The organism is Bradyrhizobium sp. AZCC 1578 (assembly GCF_036924675.1).
In the GTDB taxonomy this organism is placed as follows: Bacteria; Pseudomonadota; Alphaproteobacteria; order Rhizobiales; family Xanthobacteraceae; genus Bradyrhizobium.
The window spans coordinates 700,014-716,702 of sequence record NZ_JAZHRZ010000001.1 but is presented as its reverse complement, the minus strand read 5'-3'; the positions used below and the strand labels follow the sequence as shown (position 1 = coordinate 716,702).

Below are 16,689 nucleotides of genomic sequence, written 5' to 3'. Positions count from 1 at the left end.
TTGAAAATTGATCCGTCAGGCTCTCACCCTCATGCTGGCCTTCATCGGAGGTTTCCTCGTGGTCGGCGGGTGGATCTGGGCCCCGAAAGTAACGAGTGCGATGTCAAGTTTCGTCTCGGTCGGGCCCAGTGTTTCGTTGTTCGCCGACACCAGTCGTATCGGGCGGCCGGAAACCGCGCCGGTGGTGCGAAGCTGTATCTTCAAAGTGATGGACCTCGGTCCGGACGCCAACAAGATGGAGCCGAGCGCGGCGTACTTCGTCCTGAAGGCCGGCAGTATGCAGGCAAACGTTTCCTCTATGCTTGGCAAGTCAGACCGCTGGTCCGAAAATCAGACACTCAATCTGGCCAACACATGGGGACAATTGGCGAGCTGCATTTACGCGCTGGATGATCGCGAACTCTGCGATCCTGATAACCGCGCAGCGGCAGTAGAAGCCACCATAAAGTTCTTTGCCTACGCGAAGCAGACCAGCGCTTCCGCGGGCAAGCCGGCGATATCAGCCAGCGACGCACGCGACATCGAAAATGTCAGCGATCGCTTATTGCTCATGCTCAAGAACCACCGTCGTTACGGTACGCTTGTGGGCGGCGATTTCGGCAGTTTTGCCCCGGCCGAAATAATGCAGGTCATGCGCGGCGAGCAAGCAACCCGCGACATCTGCAAGCACTGACCCGAGACGATCAGCTCGAAATGTGTGAAGTGCGCCCTGCATCGGCTCGCAATGCATTATCGCCGATCTGACCGTCAGCGTTGACGTTGGAAACGCTGCTTCGACATTCGATAGGCTTGCCTCAGCCGGCCGACCGCCGGGAACGCGGCATGTGGTCCCCGCGGGTCGAGACCACGCGCAAATGCAGACGCGGCGTTTCCGCTACTCTGCCGTGTCGATTCCGCAACTGGATCGCCGCTCCGACCTTCGGTAGGCTTGGTTTGCGAAAGCGGGAGATACGCCCGCACGTACCGGATGGAAACAGCGAGGGCAGGCCATGAAAATGCGCCCCACCGGCGTGATACCGCCAATGACGACGCCGTTCCGAAAGGACGGCGAGATTGATTTCAAACTCGTTGCTCCCCAGGTCGACTGGTTGATCGCGGCCGGTAGCCACGGCATGGCGGCCGGCGGTTCGACCGGGGAGGGGCATACGCTAGATCACGAGGAATATCGTGATCTGGTGGCGGCAACGGTGGAGGCCGCGAAAGGGCGCGCGCCCGTGATCGCCGGCATCATCGTCGATTCCACCCGTGATGCGATCCGGCGCGGCAAGCTGGTGCGCGACATGGATGTTGCAGCGCTGCAGGTGACGCCGGTGCATTATTTGTTCAAGCCGGACGAGCAGGCGATGGTCGACCATTTCCGCCGCATGGCCGACGAAACCGGTATGCCGATCATCATCTACAACGTCGTGCCCTGGTCCTATCTGTCGCCAGCGCTGCTGACGCGGATCATGAACGAGGTGCCGCTCATCGTCGGCGTCAAGCAGAGTGCGGGTGATCTGAAACTGTTTGCCGACCTCATGATGATGGCGCCGGACAAACTGATCTACAGCGCGGTCGATGCGCTGATGTACCCGTCCTATACGCTCGGCGCGCATGGTTCGATCGCGGCGATCCTGAGCGCCGCGCCGCATGCTTCCGTCGAGCTCTGGAATGTGGTCAAGGCAGGCAACCACGCTCGCGCACTAGAGCTGCACAAGAAACTGCTGACGCTGTGGAACGTGATCGTCTCGGACAATCTGCCGGCATGCACGCGCTATGCGCAGTCGTTGCAGGGGCTGCCGACGACATTCTCCCGCGCGCCGATGCCGGAAGCATCGCCCGCGCAGCAGGCCGCGATCCGGAAGGCCCTGGAGGGATTGGGCGCGCTCGGCGGCTCGCGCGAGGCGGCGGAGTAAATTCCGCTGCACGAAAACGCCTGTAACACAATCGAGCCGCCCGTCTCGCGGACCGCTTTACCGGCAGCTCCCACCTGTTACTGTCGTTCCGCACGGGCTCCATGCCATGAGGGCCCCAACTCAAAAATTGAAAACCGAGGTAAGCGTCTCAATGAAGGATTTTGCCGGAAAGTTCGCCGTGATCACCGGGGGCGGCACGGGCATGGGCCGCGAGCTCGCGCGTCAGCTCGTGGCCGAAGGCTGCAATGTCGCGATGTGCGACGTCTCGCCGGAAGCGACGGCCGAGACCAAGCGGCTGTGCGAGGCGGAAAGGCTGCCGCAGGGCCTGCGCGTCACCACCCATGTCGCCGACGTTTCCATCGAGGCGCATCTGCAGCGCTTCCGTGACGAACTGATCGAGCAGCAGGCGACCGACAAGATCCATCTGTTGTTCAACAATGCCGGCATCGGCGGCGGTGGCAGCCTGTTCACCAACACGCGCGAGCAATGGGAGCGCACCTTCAACATCTGCTGGGGCGGCGTCTATCTCGGTGTCCGCACTTTTCTGCCGCTTATGATGAAGGCCGACGAGGCCCACATCATCAACACATCGAGTGTCAACGGCTTCTGGGCATCCGTGGGCTTGGGTGCCTCGCACACGGCCTACAGCGCCGCCAAGTTCGCAGTGAAAGGCTTTACCGAAGCGTTGATGACGGATCTGCGGCTCAACGCCCCGCACATCAAATGCTCTGTCGTGATGCCCGGGCATATCGGCACTTCGATCGTTGCCAATTCGCGCAAGATCCAGAGCGGATCGGAATCCGATGAACTCAGCCCGAACGAAATTTTGGCGACGCGGCAGCGCCTGAAGGGCATGGGCATCGACACCGCGCCGATGTCGGATGACGACATCCAGAAGATCGCGCTCGACCGCGCCCGCACTTTCCGTGAGGAGGCGCCGACCACGGCGGCGGCTGCAGCAAAAATCATCCTCGACGGCGTCAAGGCCGAGCGCTGGCGGATTCTCGTCGGCGACGATGCGCACAAGCTCGACGAGCGGGTGCGGCAGGCCCCGGAGAAGGCCTACACGCCGGAGTTCTACAAGAGCTTTACGGAAGAGGTCGGCTGGCGCCTCGGGTAGCGGACGATCGGTTCTGATCGAATCAGAACCGAAGCTCTGGACGCGTCGTCACGGCAACTGACGCTGCTCACGCGCGCGAGACGCGCTGACGCGAACCCGGGCGGTAGGCGAGGCGGGTGTGGCCCGAGCAATAGGGCATGCCTTCCACCGGCGTATTGCCGCAAAAGCAGAAGTCCTCTGCGCCTGGCGTGCTGATCGGCCAGCGGCACCGCTCGTTGCTGAGTTCGAGCAGCGAGCAGCGCTGGTTGCTGGCGATTGGCTCTTCTTGCAGCGGCTGCGCGTTTTCGTAAACGGCCTGCAGTATTTGATATTGCAACCGGGGAATGGATTTCCGCGAACGCTCCCTGGCAGCCTTGGTCGGACGCGGTTCGGCGGGGGCGGGGCCGCGCGTCAGTTGCAGGCGCGAGAGTTTGCCGATCACGGCGTTACGGCTGACGCCGATGCTGGCCGCGATCTCGCGGCAGGTGAGGCCGGCTTCAAAATGGCTTTTCAGGAGTTCGACGCGATCGGTGGTCCAGGTCGGTACATTCGTAAGCATTTTCTCGGTTCCACATTCTGTGAAAACCGCCGCGCTGCTCCCGTCAGGACGTCTTGCCGTTGTCGCGGATTGCAAGCAGCCCATCCTTGATGGCGAGCCGAATGCCTTCCTCGATCAGGGTCCTTGCAACGCCGGGAACACTTGTGCCGTGGGTGCCCTGTCTCACCAATCTTTCCATATAAGCGATGGTCGAGAGCGCCAAGGTCACGGGAACGCGGTCGGTTTCGGCTTTTTCTGTAGCCATGGGGAACGCTAACTTTTAAACGCTGTACTGAAAAGTTACTATTTCGACTCTATTTAGTTTTACACACATGAGTCAAACGACTTGTGGATAGCTCTCTATCCATTTGAAAAAACATATTAAAAGTCAAAGCCGGGTTTGTGGATTAACCAAAGCGCCCGTGACGCGCAGCGCGCGGCAGTCTTAACGGCGGTTACAGGCGCGGCGAAACGATCCAGCCGTGCGGGCCATTTCCCCATTGCTTCGCGCTGCAGGGAATGCCGATGATGTCCTGGGACGGCGGCAAGGGCGCAATGACGGTAACGAACGGTCTCTACACCATTCATATCGAGATGACGGACGGCGGGCATGGCCGCGCGCACGGCGTGATTGTGCTGCGCGACGGCAAGATCGCTGGCGGTGACTCGTATTTCTATTACACGGGCTCTTACACCGCAGATCGCGGCAAGTGGCGCGGTGAACTGATCACCAACGAGCACACGAAATCGGTTGGCGCGCTGCCGCTGTTCGGCGGGCGCGAAGTCACTTGCGGCTTCAGTGGGTCATATGCCGCCGATGGCGCGCAAGTGCAGGGGACTGCGTTGGTCGGAAAGACCAGCGTATTGTTCTACGCGCGGTTGAAGCTGCGCTCTCCTTTTTGAAGAGGCGCAGGTCGTCCGATCAGCCGTGCACGACCGCCTTCGCGATCATGCAGTGAATGCCCTTGGAGCCGTTTACGGTTTGCGTCACGCGCAAATCGGCGGCGAGGCTGCAGAGCGTGTAGGCATCCTCGCGCGACAGATTGCGCTTCTCGCCGAGCAGCACGATCATGTCGCGCAACGCCCGCACCACGCATTGATCGAGATCGGGGTCCATCGCCATTGTCATGTAATGGTCAGGCGTTTCCGCGCGGGGATAGGCGAGCCGCAGGCCCTTGCGCAGCGTCAGACGGAAGCGGCCCTGCAGCGCGGTCTCGATCGCGGTGACGCAGACTTCACCATCGCCCTGCACGCCGTGGCCGTCGCCGCAGGAGAACAGCGCGCCCGGCACGAACACCGGCAGATACAGCTTGGCGCCGGCGCCCAGCTCCTTGTTGTCGAGATTGCCGCCCATCGCGCGCGGGATCAGCGAGGTGATGCGGCCCCAGGCGGGTGGCGGCGCCACGCCCATCACGCCGAAAAACGGCTTGAGCGGCAGATCGAGCCCCCACGGCATCCGTCCCACCATCCGCTCGCGGTCGAGCGGAATGTTCAGGATCCGCGTTTCGTGAAAATCGTCGGGTAGCGTCCCCGCCAGCGGACGGATCAGATTGTAGCCCCAATCCTGCCGGAGCTGGACGTCGAGAATGTCGACCTCCAGCACGTCGCCGGGCTCAGCCCCTTCCACGGCGACCGGGCCGGTGAGAATGTGGCCCGGCAGCATCCGCTCGCTTCGCGCGTGAATGTCGGCAAGCTCGGGAGGTACGTGAAACTTGCTGCGATCAGGCACAACGTCCGGGCCGCCGGTCACGGTGTCGATGGTGACTTCGTCGCCGCTGGCGATGGTCAGGACGGGCTTCAATTTGGCTTCGAAGAAGCCCCAGTGGCAGGTTTCGGGGCTGGAATGCAGGTGATGATGGGGCATGCGAAAGGCTTTCTTGCCGGGAATGTCATGTTCAATTTGTCATTGCCGGACTTGATCCGGCTATCGATCATTTTCCAAATGGGGCATTTTGCGAAGAAGGATGGATACGCGGGTCAAGCCCGCGTATGACGAGTTTGCTTATCCGTGAGGCTTGCCTTGTTTTTTGTCCTCTCCAAGACACTCGGCTTTCTGCTGTTACCGACGAATCTGCTGATCGGCGTAGGCTTCGTCGGCGCCATCCTGATGTTCACCCGCTTTGCATCGCTCGGCCGCAAACTGGTGATCGCAGCCGTTCTGCTGCTCGTCATTTGCGGATTGTCGCCGCTCGGGAACCTGCTGCTCTATCCGCTGGAGCAGCGCTTTCCGCCATGGGACGGGGCGCGCGGCGCGCCTGATGGCATCATCGTGCTCGGCGCGTCGATCGAAGCCGATCTTTCCACTGCGCACGGCAGGCCGGTGGTGCGCAGCTCGCCGGATCGCCTGATCGCGGCGGCCGCGCTGGCACACCGCTACCCAAAGGCGCGCATTGTTTTCTCCGGCGGCAGCGCGAATCTGATTTGGAACGACGCCAGGGAAGCCGATTTCGCTGGCGCCATTTTCGAAAGCCTCGGCATCGACAAGTCGCGGATGATCATGGAACGGGGTTCCCGCAACACGCAGGAGAATGCGGAATTCTCCAAGGCGCTGCTTGCGCCCAAGGAAGGCGAGCGTTGGCTGTTGGTGACCTCGGCCTTCCATATGCCGCGATCGATCGGCCTGTTCCGGAAGGCGGGATTTGCGGTCGAACCTTATCCCGTCGACTGGCGGGTCGGCGGACGTGACGACGTATTTGACTTCACCAATATCGCGATCGATGGACTGGGACGGACCGACGTGGCGGTGCGCGAATGGATGGGCCTGATCGCTTACCGCGCAACCGGCAAGATCGACGAGTTGTTGCCGGGTCCGGCAAAGTAGCAGCGGGCAGCCAGCCGGGCTACAATCGAAGGACAGGCGCCGGCTAAGCGCGCCGATTTGGGAGTTGACGCCATGCAACAGCAGATGCCGGAACCGTTCGATTTGGCCGGCATGGTGGCCGACCTGAACAGCCTGCTACGGCTAAAGACGACTGTGATCGGTATCAAGATGTTTGCCAGCGTCGAGGAGATGACGGCAATTCCAAAAATCCGGCGTCCCTCGGCGGTGCATACCACCGATCAGATCGTCAGCATGGCTTCGCGGCTCGGCTGGACCGTCGGCATCACCGGCGACGATCTGGTCGGCGCGCAATGCCGTGCGGTGATCGGGCTTGCTCCGCAGGACGAGAAGTGGCTCGCGGGGGAAAACTACGTCGGCGTCTGGCATGGCACCGCCGAAGACGCACGCAAGCGTCAGGAAGCGCTCGACGTTGTGCCCTTCGGCCAGTATGAAGCAATGGCAGTGAGCCCGCTCTCCAGCGGGCGGCTCAATCCGCCGGATATTTGTCTGGTCTACGCCACGCCCGGTCAGATGATCATTCTGATCAACGGCCTGCAATATACCGGGTACAAGAAATTCGAATGGGGCGTGGTCGGCGAGACCGCCTGCGCGGATTCCTGGGGCAGGGCGCTGAAGACTGGCGAGCCGTCGCTCTCGCTGCCGTGCTTTGCGGAACGGCGTTACGGCGGCGTGCCTGATGAGGAGATGCTGATCGCGCTCAAGCCGGTGCATCTTGCCAAGGCCATCGTAGGCATGAAGCAGCTCGCGAAGAACGGCCTGCGCTATCCGATCGCGCCCTATGGCATTCAGGCCGACGTGCGCGCCGGGATGGGCGTGTCCTACGGAAAGAAATAGGCTTGCGAAATGCAGCCGAAGCCGTCATTGCGAGCGCAGCGAAGCATCCATGGTGCGGCAAGGCGGGAGTGGATTGTTTCGTCGCTTCGCTCCTCGCAATGACGGCGATAATTATCGACCAGCAGGGAATCCAGAATGAACTCTTCGAAATTCGACATCGTCGTCTACGGCGCCACCGGCTTCACCGGCCAGCTCGTCGCCGAATATCTCGCCGAGCATTACAAAGGTGACGGGAGCCTGAAATGGGCGATGGCCGGTCGCAGCAAGGACAAGCTCGCTGCCGTCCGTGACGCGATCGGCGCGCCCAAGGATACACCGTTGATCGTGGCCGATGCGGCCGATCCTGCGTCGGTGAAGGCGATGGTGGAGCAGACGAAATCGGTGATTGCGGGTGTCGGTCCATATCAGCTTTACGGAAGCGATCTAGTCGCCACCTGCGCTGCAACTGGCACCGATTATCTCGACTATTGCGGCGAGCCGATCTGGATGCGTCAAATGATCGACGCGCACGAGGCGCAGGCGAAAGCAAGCGGGGCGCGCGTCATGTTCTCATGCGGCTTCGACTCGCTACCGTTTGAACTTGGCGCGTTCTTCGTCCAGACGGAGGCCAAGCGCGTGTTGGGTGTGCCCGCCTCTCGCGTCAAAGGTCGGGTGCGCGATATGCGCGGCACGCTCTCTGGCGGTACTGCCGCAAGCGCCAAGGCGACGTTCGATGCTGTCGCCAAGGATCTCAGCCTCATCTCCATCCTGAACGATCCCTTTGCGCTCACACCGGGATTCAGCGGCGTGCGACAGCCGCGCGGTAACAAGCCGGTTTACGAAGAAGATCTTCAATCCTGGGCCGCGCCTTTCATGATGGCCTTGATCAACACGCGCAACGTTCATCGCTCTAACATGCTTATGGGATTCCCGTACGGCCGCGAGTTCGTCTACGACGAGATGGTATTGACCGGTCCCGGCGATCAGGGAGAAGCGAACGCGAAGCTTGTGATGGCTGCGAACAACGAAAAGACCGGCCCCAATGCACGCAAGCCGGGCGAGGGGCCGTCGAAGGAAGAGCGGGAAAATGGCCTTTACGATTTGCTCTATGTCGCGATCGCGCCTGATGGAGGCCAAGTCCGTGCATCCGTGAAAGGCGACCGCGATCCCTACGGTTCGACCTCGAAGATGATCTCCGAATGCGCGATCTGCCTGCTGCGCGACGCGCCCGATGTCCCGGCCGGCATCTGGACGCCGGGTGCAGCGATGCAGCACAAGCTGATCAAGCGATTGGTTGATCACGCTGGGTTGACGTTCACGGTGGAGCAATAGCCTCGGATTGTAGTCGCACGGGTCGTCGGCACTATGAGCGCGGATCGGCACCCGCCTTCCAGCGTTCGGCGGCGACGAACATGCCCCACATCGTTCCTAGCATCATCCAGAAGTGCCGCCAATGGTCGGTATCGATGATGAAGCTCTCGCCGACCGTGCCGAGGAAGGCTGCGAAGATTGCCAGATAGGCCGGCTGCCAGGGCACGCGGACGAAGACATACCGGAAGCCCGTCAGAACCGTGACGAAGACCAGCGCCGGATAGCAGACGCCGGAGAGCCAACCGCCCGACATGAACGCGTTCAGGTACGAATTGTGGGTGTCTTCCGGGAAGTAGCGGGTGAACTGTAGCGGTCCGATGCCGAATGGCAGACCCAGCGCCATTTCTGCGCCGAGGATGTGCCGGCCGAACCGGCCGAAGCGGCCTTCGTCGTAGCTCTGGTCCAGGCTGGCGCGCTCCTTGAATAGCTGCGCAATCGAATCGAACGACAGCAGCACCGCAACCAGGGCGGCCGCCAGCACTACGGTAACGAGCGCCATCACGATGATGCGCGAGCGCTGCGACTGCGAGCGGCTGGTCAGCACCATCAATGCCAGCACGAAGCCCGAGGTGATGACAAGCATGCCCCACGCAGCGCGTGAGAACGCCAGGAGAATGGCCAACGATATGATGCCAAACACGATCGCGCTGCGGAACGCCTTGCCGAATTTGTCCGTGACCACGCTTTGCAGCACGAGCAGCGCCGGCAGGACCAGGAACGCGCCAAACACGTTCGGGTCCTTGAAGGTGCCGCGGGCGCGGTCATACAGCGTCAGCAGGTCGCGCCCGCCGGGGACGAGATTGAAGTAACCCGCGATGCCTGCGAGCGCCGCAATCATCGCGCCGACGATGAGGCCGCGCCGGAGCATGTCGAGCCGCGCCGCAGTATCCTCGGAAATCACCATCGCGAAGAAGAGGACCGTGATCGCCATATACCAGGAGGTCGCAATCCAGCTCGGCACATTGGGCCGATCCATGACGGCGACCGCACTGATGCTGTAGCCGAGGTTGAGCAGGAACAAGAGCAACAGCAGCGGCATGAACACCAGCCGCATCCGCGCGCCCGTTGCGAAGAAGATCACCGAGGCGGCAAGCGTCGCCAGCTCATAGGGGCTCGGCTCGATGAAGACGATGGCGATGGATGCACCCACCAGCCAAACCAGCGCGCGCTGCAGCGCGAGCACGCCGGGCGCGGCCGTTATCGATGGGAGCGATCCCCCGGCTGTCGCCGCATACGACATTACATACTCACGCAACTCAACAGAACAATCGAACCGCTGCTTTCGTCACAGCGAGCCAACGGTCGGCGCAAAGCGCCGCCCGTTGGCTCGCAATGACGGCTGGCGATCCTTCAATACGCGTTCTCGCTCTTGGTCATCAGTGCGATCGGCGTCTTGAGCAGGATGTAGAGATCGAGCAGCACCGACCAGTTCTCGATGTAATACAGGTCGAACTCGACGCGCTTCTGGATCTTCTCGTCGGTGTCGACTTCGCCGCGCCAGCCGTTGATCTGCGCCCAGCCGGTGATGCCGGGCTTGACGCGGTGGCGCGCGAAATAGCCGTCGACGGCTTCGTCGAACAGGCGGCTTTGCAACTTGCCTTGCACGGCGTGCGGGCGGGGCCCTACCAGCGACAAATTGCTCTTGAACACGACGTTAAAGAGCTGAGGCAGTTCGTCGAGGCTGGTCTTGCGGATGAAGCGCCCGACGCGGGTGACGCGCGGGTCATTCTTGGTCACGACCTTGGCGGCGGTCGGATCGGCCTGATGGTGGTACATCGAACGGAACTTGAAGACATCGATGCGCTCATTGTTGAAGCCGAAACGCTTCTGGCGGAACAGTATCGGCCCCGGGCTATCGAGCGTCACCGCAAGCGCGACCAGCCCCATCACCGGCAGCCCCAGCACGAGGATCACGAAGCCGACGACGTGGTCGAACAGCCACTTCATCACCAGATCCCAGTCGGTGATCGGTGCCTCGAACACGTCGAGGGTAGGCACCTTGCCGAGATAGGAATAGGAGCGGGGACGGAAGCGCAGCTTGTTGGTATGGGCCGAAAGGCGGATATCGACTGGAAGCACCCACAGCTTCTTCAACATATCGAGAATGCGCGTCTCGGCCGAAATCGGCAGTGCGAACAGCACGAGGTCGATGCGGGTGCGGCGCGCAAACTCGACGATGTCGTCGACCTTGCCGAGCTTGGGACTGCCGGCGCAGGTGTCCATCGCGCGGTCGTCGTTGCGGTCGTCGAACACGCCGAGCACATGGATGTCGGAATCGTCCTGCGTCTTGAGCGCTTGGACGAGTTCTTCGCCATTCTGGTCCGCGCCCACGATGATGGTGCGGCGATCGAGCCGGCCCTGGCGGGCCCAGCGGCGCACCAGCGAGCGTAGGAACACACGCTCCGTGACCAGCGCCGCGAGGCCGCTCACGAAAAACGCCGCAAGCCACAGCCGCGAAATCTCGCTGCCGAGCTTCACGATGAAGGATGCGCCGATGAACAGCAGGAACACGAATGCCCAGGATGAAATCATCCGCGTCATCTGGCGAAGAAGGCCACGGAATAACTGCACCTGGTAGATATCGGCCGCCTGGAAGCAGATCACGGCCGTTGCCGCCATGCCGAAAATCGCCGCGAGAAATTCCCAGGAAAGGCCTCCGAGAGGCACGACGTAACCAAAATAGAGCGCGGTGCCGATCGCGCTCAACATCGCGAAATCGATCACGCGAACCACGCCTGCGATCACGATTGGCGAATAGGCGCGGCCAACTTTCTGATTGGTGACGGCGAGCGCCGCCGGAGACAGCCTGCGGCGCCGTTCGATCTGCGGATGATCGGCGCTGGCGTTCGCCGCGGCATCGAGCATCGAGCGTGCGTTAATCGGTTCCACTGGTCCACGTCCGTTCTTGAGCGGGCACACAGCAACGTGCCCGCCGGTGCGGAATTCCCCACACCACGGACTTACGGGACAAATCGGAAGAAACAGTTACGTTGGTAATTTTCGGTTAACGATTGGCAAACGCCTCGCGGTAGCCGGCAACAACGCCCTCGACCATCGCCTTCTGCGAAAAATGCTCGAAGATTCGTTCGCGCAGCGATTTGGCCCGCTCCATCGTCGCGGCCGGATCCTTCAGCGCGGCTTCGATGGCATCGGCCATGGCGGTGGCGTTGCTCGGCGCGAACAAGGCATCGCCATGGGGGCCGAAAATTTCGGGGATGCCGCCGACATTGGCGGCGACCATCGGAATGCCGGCGGCCGCCGCCTCGATCACGACGTAGGGCATCGAGTCTCCGCGGGAGGGAACCACCAGCAGCGAGCCCTTGGAGAAGCCGTAACGCGCCTTGACGTGGCCGATAAAGCGCACGGCCTCACCGAGGCCGAGCCGCGCGACCTGGGCTTTGAGGCCTTCGCTTTCCTCTCCGTCGCCTGCGAGCGTGAGCGTCACCGGACGGCCGTTGACGCGCAGCCGCGCTACCGCATCGATCAGAAGGTCGGCGCCCTTGATGTGCCGGAACTCGCCGACATAGATCAGGTCGGTGGCGTCCTCCGCCTTGACGACGGGATCGAATTCACTGGCGGTGACGCCATTGAACACGCATCGCACCAGTCCCTTCGGCGTGCCGATGGTGCGCTGGTAGGTGTTGCGAGCAAACGCGCTTTCAAACAGGAACAGGTCGGTATCGTTCATCAGGGCGCGTTCGACACGGGCATAGATGTTGCCCTTCAGCGTCGACAGCGGATAGTGCAGCGAGCCGCCGTGCGGAGTGTAGACCCTGATCCTGTCGCGGGAAGCGGTCTTTAGGCGCATGAAGGTGCCGGCCTTGGCGCCGTGACCGTGCAGCACGTCCGGCTTCAATTGGCGGATCATGCGCTGGAACCGGGCCCACACCAGAAAGTCGGACGGCAGCGGCTCGCGGCGAATGGCGGTGCGGTGAACGCCGAGCTTGAGGCGCGGGGCGATTTCCGCCAGCGCCTGCTCGGCGCGTTCGCCGCCGGTGAGGCTATCGGCGATGATGCCGACGTGATGGCCGCGGTCGACCTGGCCGTTGGCGAGATCGAGGATATGGCGGAAGATGCCGCCGACCGGCGCGCGCGTCGCGTGCAGGATACGAAGCGGCTGACCGTCAACGACAGGCATCGAGACCGCCTTCAGATGCGACCGGAACCTGCGCGGTCGGGGTCAGGCAGCCCGCAAGCGTCAGCGCAGCAATCAGATATGGAATAGGGGCGAGCATGCCTCGCATTACAGGTATCCTGGAAAAGTATGCCGCGATTAAGGGCTTTGATGGTTAACAAAAAATGACTACGCGCGCGAGGTGCTGCTCGGGCGCGCAGACAAGGCAAATTAACCCAGCGGCAACCATAATGAAGTGTAATCGACCCCTGTCGAGTGGACCGATAGTTGCGTCCACGGGAGTGTGCGATGCGTTTGGCGTTCTGGCGCGCAGGCAAGGACAAGCCGGTGGTGCAGCGGGCAATGGCAAGGCCTGTGGCTTCGGCGCCGAAGCCCGTCGCCGCATCTGATTCCGGCGATCTCGATCTGCATGCGCTTGGTCAGGCGTTGATGCGCAGGCGGAGCTGGATCATCGTTCCGACATTGCTGGCGCTGGTGCTGTCGCTGGCCGCGGTCAACATGATCACGCCGCGCTACAAGTCGGAAGCACGCATCCTGGTCGACGGGCGCGAGAACGTTTTCCTGCGGCCGAACGGCGAGCGCAACGAGGAGCGCAGTGCGCTCGACGCCGAGGCCGTCACCAGCCAGGTGCAGTTGGTGCAATCGCGCGATCTGGCCCGCGAGATCATCAAAAAGAACAAGCTTGCCGAGCGTCCGGAATTCGATCCGGTGCTGCAGGGGTTGTCGCCGCTGAAGTCGCTGCTGGCGCTGGTCGGCATCGGGCGCGATCCGTTTTCGTTGACGCCGGAAGAGCGCGTGCTGGAAGCCTATTATGAGCGCTTCACGGCCTATGCGGTCGACAAGTCGCGGGTCATTGTCATTGAATTCCAGTCGCGCGATCCCGAACTCGCCGCGCGTGTCGCCAACTCGATCGCGGAAGGTTACCTGGTGCTGCAGCAGGACGCGCGGCAGCAGCAAGCGAAGTCCGCCAGCCAGTGGCTCTCGGGCGAAATAGAACACTTGCGCAAGCGCGTGGCCGAAGCCGAATCGCGGGTCGAGGATTTTCGCTCCAAGTCGAGCCTGTTCGTGGGCACCAACAACACCACGCTGTCCAACCAGCAGATGGGCGAGATCAACACGCAGTTGAACAACGCCCGCGCGCTGAAGTCGGACGCCGAATCCAAGGCGCGGCTGATCAAGGAGATGCTTCAGAGCGGCAAGCCGATCGAGGCTTCCGAGGTGCTCAATTCCGAACTGATGCGCCGGCTGTCCGAGCAGCGCGTGACGCTGCGTGCGCAGCTCGCCGAGCAATCCTCGACGCTGCTCGGCGGTCATCCCCGCATCAAGGAATTGAAGGCCCAGCTTGCCGATCTCGATCGGCAGTTGCGCGAGGAGGCGGGCAAGGTGTCTCGCTCGCTGGAGAACGACGCCCGCATCGCCGGCGGCCGGGTTGAAGGCCTGACGGCGAGCCTCGATCAGTTGAAAAAACAGGCTTCTTCGACCAACGGCCAGGACGTGCAGCTCCGCGCGCTCGAGCGCGAGGCCAAGGCCCAGCGGGACCTCTTGGAATCCTATCTCGCCAAGTACCGCGAGGCGAACACCCGCGAGAATATCGAGGCGGCGCCGGCCGACGGTCGCATCATCTCCCGTGCCACCGTTTCCAACACCCCGGCCTATCCGAAGAAGCTGCCGATCATCTTGATCGCGACACTGGCGACCCTGCTGCTCACTTCGGGCGCGATCGCGACCGGTGAATTGCTACGCATGACCGCGCCGCGGACGCCCGGTGCTGCTCCGCCGGACGTTGTGCGTGAAATTGCACCCGAAATCGTACCCGAAGTCGTGCCCGAAGTCGTCTTGGCTTCTGCGCCGGAACCGGTACGTGCGGCGGCGATCGCGCCCGAGCTTCCCGTGGCGAACCTCGCTGAAGCGGATCACGTTTCAGAGCCAACGTTGAATGAGCCGCATGCCGACGCCCCTCACATGGATGCTGCGGCAGGGGACAGCGAGATCGAGCAACTGGCTGATGATCTGGTTGGCGCAGGCCCCGCGGCGCGCAAGGTCACCGTGCTCGGCACGGCATCGAGCGAGAGCATCACACAGACCGCACTGACGCTGGCGCGGCTGATGGCGCAGCAGGCAAAGATCGTGGTCGTCGATCTCGTGGCGTCCTCGCCGACGATGACGGCGGCGTCGGTCGATCCGGTGGCGCCGGGGCTTGCCGAACTGATGCAGGGCGAGGCCTCGTTTGCGCAGATCATCACCAAGGACCGGCTGTCGCGCGTTCATCTCGTGAGCGCGGGACGCCCGAGCTTCGACCGTGCGCAGCTTCAGTCACCGCGGCTGACGCTTGCGATCGACGCGCTGCTGCGGGTCTACGATCATGTGTTGCTGGATGCCGGCACCGCGTCCGATCTGCCGGCCGAACTCCTGACGTCGCAGGCGCGCGCGGTCGTGGTGCCCGAAGCGTCGATGGCGCAGGACGCGCGCGCGCTGATGTGCGATCAGCTCAAGGCGGTCGGCTTCTTTGAGGTGACGATGCTGAGCGGACCGTGTCAGCCTTCCGATGCCGTCGAGCCGGGTCCACGCGTGGTCGCGGCGTGAGGGGTGATGTAGCCACGTCATTGCGAGGAGCGCAGCGACGAAGCAATCCATGCCTCCGCAAGCGGCGAAATGGATTGCTTCGCTGCGCTCGCAATGACGGGGTGAGAGCGTTTGCCTGGACTAGCCAAACGCGCTGCGCAGCTTTTGCGCCATCTCCAGCAGCGCCGGATTGTGCTTCACAAGCCGCTTGGTGCGGTTGAGGCCCGACATGACGCTGGCGGCAAGCTTGCCGCGCTGGCTGAGCGGGATGAAGCTGTCGAAGATCGGCTCGTCGCTCTTGCAGAACAGCCGCTTGTAGTCGTCCGATCCGATTCCGAGGTCGAGCGCGCGGTAACCCTGTGCGGCATAGTGGTCGATGATGTCGCGCATCAGGATCAGGCCGGGGCTGTACTTTGAATTCGCCGACATCGTGTAGGTGTTGAACATCATCGAGAACCGATGCCCGTCGGCGACGCCGGCAAAGATCGCGATCACTTCCTCGTCGCATTCCAGCGCGTGGATGTCGATGGCGTGCCTGCCGCCGGCGAGCGGCGCGGTGCAGGCGCTGCGGACGAATTCCTCGATGCCGGGATCGGCGAACACATTCGGCAGCTTCTGCTCGGCCATCCGCAGCGGCTTGACGCGGAAGAACCAGTCAAGCAGCCGGGTGATGTCGGCCTCTGACGACGCAATATGACTGCGATAGCCGGGCAAGGACTGGAGCTTGCGTTCCTTGCCCTTGAGGCGACGCCGGAACGAGTTGCTAACAAGCGCCGCGGGCGCGGCGCCAGGCTCCATCACCAATAGCGGGCAATCATTGGCGGAGGGCTGATGCGGCAGCAAGGCAAGCGGATTGGGCAGGTCGCGCCAGCGAACCGGCTGCTGGTGCAGCGCTAGGACGTCGGCTTCCGACCGCCGCGATATCGCCGATATCAGGCCTTCGAGATCAGCTTGCGTTGTGCTTGCGGCGAAATCGCGATCGAACAGCGCCATGTTGAAGGTGGAATGCTTGCCGCCCATGAAACTGGCGCAGCGCGCGCCATAAGCGTGCCTGAGCGCGAGCGGAAGCAGCGCCAGCGGACGGCGTTCCGCGTCGTAGGCAATCACGATGAAGGGAACGAGGCCTTCGCGTGCGCCGACCTGCCGCTGCCAGGAGCTGAGGAAGTCGAACCGTTGATACGGCGTGAAGAAGGTTTGCCCACCTTCCAGGTTGCGCCAGACGGCTTCGGCCGCGGCGAGGTCGTGGACGATGTCGATGCCAGCGATGCGGCTCGCCTTCGACCACCCATCTGCATCCGCCGTCCGGCCTTCAATCGCGGCAGCCATGGTCATCGCAGAGCCCGTGTTATATGAATTTGTTTACGATTTCGGCTTTGGCCGACCTTCGCAGGGAAATGTCAACAAAGGGTAATACGATGCGGGCGCGGCGGGGGC

The 16,689-nt window shown here is 62.5% G+C and carries 15 protein-coding genes; 8 read left to right on the top strand and 7 right to left on the bottom strand.

The features are described from left to right. Positions 1-7 precede the first annotated feature (7 nt). The 3 genes from V1290_RS03645 (at position 8) to V1290_RS03635 (ending at position 3,015) form a co-directional block, all read left to right on the top strand. Positions 8-673 carry a hypothetical protein gene (locus V1290_RS03645; protein ID WP_334363060.1) on the top strand — a complete coding sequence of 222 codons (666 nt, stop codon included), beginning with the start codon at positions 8-10 and terminating at the stop codon, positions 671-673. A gap of 316 nt (positions 674-989) precedes the next feature. Next, a complete protein-coding gene (locus tag V1290_RS03640; protein WP_334363059.1) occupies positions 990-1,895 on the top strand; it encodes a dihydrodipicolinate synthase family protein in 906 nt (301 codons plus the stop codon). Between the two features lie 151 nt (positions 1,896-2,046). Continuing rightward, on the top strand, positions 2,047-3,015 hold the full coding sequence (locus V1290_RS03635; RefSeq protein ID WP_334363058.1) for an SDR family oxidoreductase: 969 nt from the start codon (positions 2,047-2,049) through the stop codon (positions 3,013-3,015). A 67-nt stretch (positions 3,016-3,082) separates the two neighbouring features. On the opposite strand, the gene V1290_RS03630 is transcribed toward V1290_RS03635, so the two are convergent. Both V1290_RS03630 and V1290_RS03625 read right to left on the bottom strand, forming a co-directional pair. Beyond that, on the bottom strand, positions 3,083-3,553 hold the full coding sequence (locus tag V1290_RS03630; RefSeq protein ID WP_334363056.1) for a GcrA family cell cycle regulator: 471 nt from the start codon (positions 3,551-3,553) through the stop codon (positions 3,083-3,085). Between the two features lie 43 nt (positions 3,554-3,596). Next, positions 3,597-3,797 carry a hypothetical protein gene (locus tag V1290_RS03625; RefSeq protein WP_057845825.1) on the bottom strand — a complete coding sequence of 67 codons (201 nt, stop codon included), beginning with the start codon at positions 3,795-3,797 and terminating at the stop codon, positions 3,597-3,599. A gap of 260 nt (positions 3,798-4,057) precedes the next feature. Here V1290_RS03625 and V1290_RS03620 point away from each other — a divergent pair, with 260 nt between their 5' ends. Then, positions 4,058-4,435: a GrlR family regulatory protein gene (locus V1290_RS03620; protein ID WP_334363055.1), complete on the top strand. Its 378-nt coding sequence runs from the start codon at positions 4,058-4,060 to the stop codon at positions 4,433-4,435. 19 nt (positions 4,436-4,454) lie between these two features. Here V1290_RS03620 and V1290_RS03615 read toward each other — a convergent pair whose 3' ends face one another. After that, positions 4,455-5,396: an acetamidase/formamidase family protein gene (locus tag V1290_RS03615; RefSeq protein ID WP_334363053.1), complete on the bottom strand. Its 942-nt coding sequence runs from the start codon at positions 5,394-5,396 to the stop codon at positions 4,455-4,457. A gap of 156 nt (positions 5,397-5,552) precedes the next feature. Here V1290_RS03615 and V1290_RS03610 point away from each other — a divergent pair, with 156 nt between their 5' ends. From V1290_RS03610 to V1290_RS03600, 3 genes are all read left to right on the top strand, one after another. Next, the gene (locus tag V1290_RS03610; protein ID WP_334363052.1) at positions 5,553-6,353 is read left to right on the top strand and encodes a YdcF family protein; all 801 of its coding nucleotides are present in this window, start codon (positions 5,553-5,555) and stop codon (positions 6,351-6,353) included. A 72-nt stretch (positions 6,354-6,425) separates the two neighbouring features. Next, positions 6,426-7,208 carry a DUF169 domain-containing protein gene (locus V1290_RS03605; RefSeq protein ID WP_334363051.1) on the top strand — a complete coding sequence of 261 codons (783 nt, stop codon included), beginning with the start codon at positions 6,426-6,428 and terminating at the stop codon, positions 7,206-7,208. A gap of 135 nt (positions 7,209-7,343) precedes the next feature. Next, the gene (locus V1290_RS03600; protein ID WP_334363050.1) at positions 7,344-8,519 is read left to right on the top strand and encodes a saccharopine dehydrogenase family protein; all 1,176 of its coding nucleotides are present in this window, start codon (positions 7,344-7,346) and stop codon (positions 8,517-8,519) included. Between the two features lie 31 nt (positions 8,520-8,550). Here the strand turns inward: V1290_RS03600 and V1290_RS03595 are convergent, their stop codons facing one another. The 3 genes from V1290_RS03595 to V1290_RS03585 all read right to left on the bottom strand — a co-directional run bounded on the left by V1290_RS03595 (position 8,551) and on the right by V1290_RS03585 (position 12,696). Beyond that, complete coding sequence (locus V1290_RS03595; RefSeq protein ID WP_334363049.1) at positions 8,551-9,798, bottom strand: O-antigen ligase family protein; 1,248 nt, start codon at positions 9,796-9,798, stop codon at positions 8,551-8,553. Positions 9,799-9,908: 110 nt separating this feature from the next. After that, a complete protein-coding gene (locus V1290_RS03590; protein WP_334368921.1) occupies positions 9,909-11,423 on the bottom strand; it encodes an undecaprenyl-phosphate glucose phosphotransferase in 1,515 nt (504 codons plus the stop codon). A 139-nt stretch (positions 11,424-11,562) separates the two neighbouring features. Then, positions 11,563-12,696, bottom strand: coding sequence for a glycosyltransferase family 4 protein (locus V1290_RS03585; RefSeq protein WP_334363048.1), 1,134 nt, complete (start codon positions 12,694-12,696; stop codon positions 11,563-11,565). A gap of 285 nt (positions 12,697-12,981) precedes the next feature. On the opposite strand from V1290_RS03585, the gene V1290_RS03580 reads away from it, so the two are divergent. Continuing rightward, positions 12,982-15,276 (top strand): GumC family protein, encoded by a 2,295-nt coding sequence (locus tag V1290_RS03580; RefSeq protein ID WP_334363047.1) that lies wholly within the window; start codon positions 12,982-12,984, stop codon positions 15,274-15,276. A 120-nt stretch (positions 15,277-15,396) separates the two neighbouring features. On the opposite strand, the gene V1290_RS03575 is transcribed toward V1290_RS03580, so the two are convergent. Beyond that, entirely contained in the window at positions 15,397-16,587 is a 1,191-nt protein-coding gene (locus V1290_RS03575) for a GNAT family N-acetyltransferase (protein ID WP_334363046.1), read from the bottom strand. Positions 16,588-16,689: the final 102 nt, after the last annotated feature.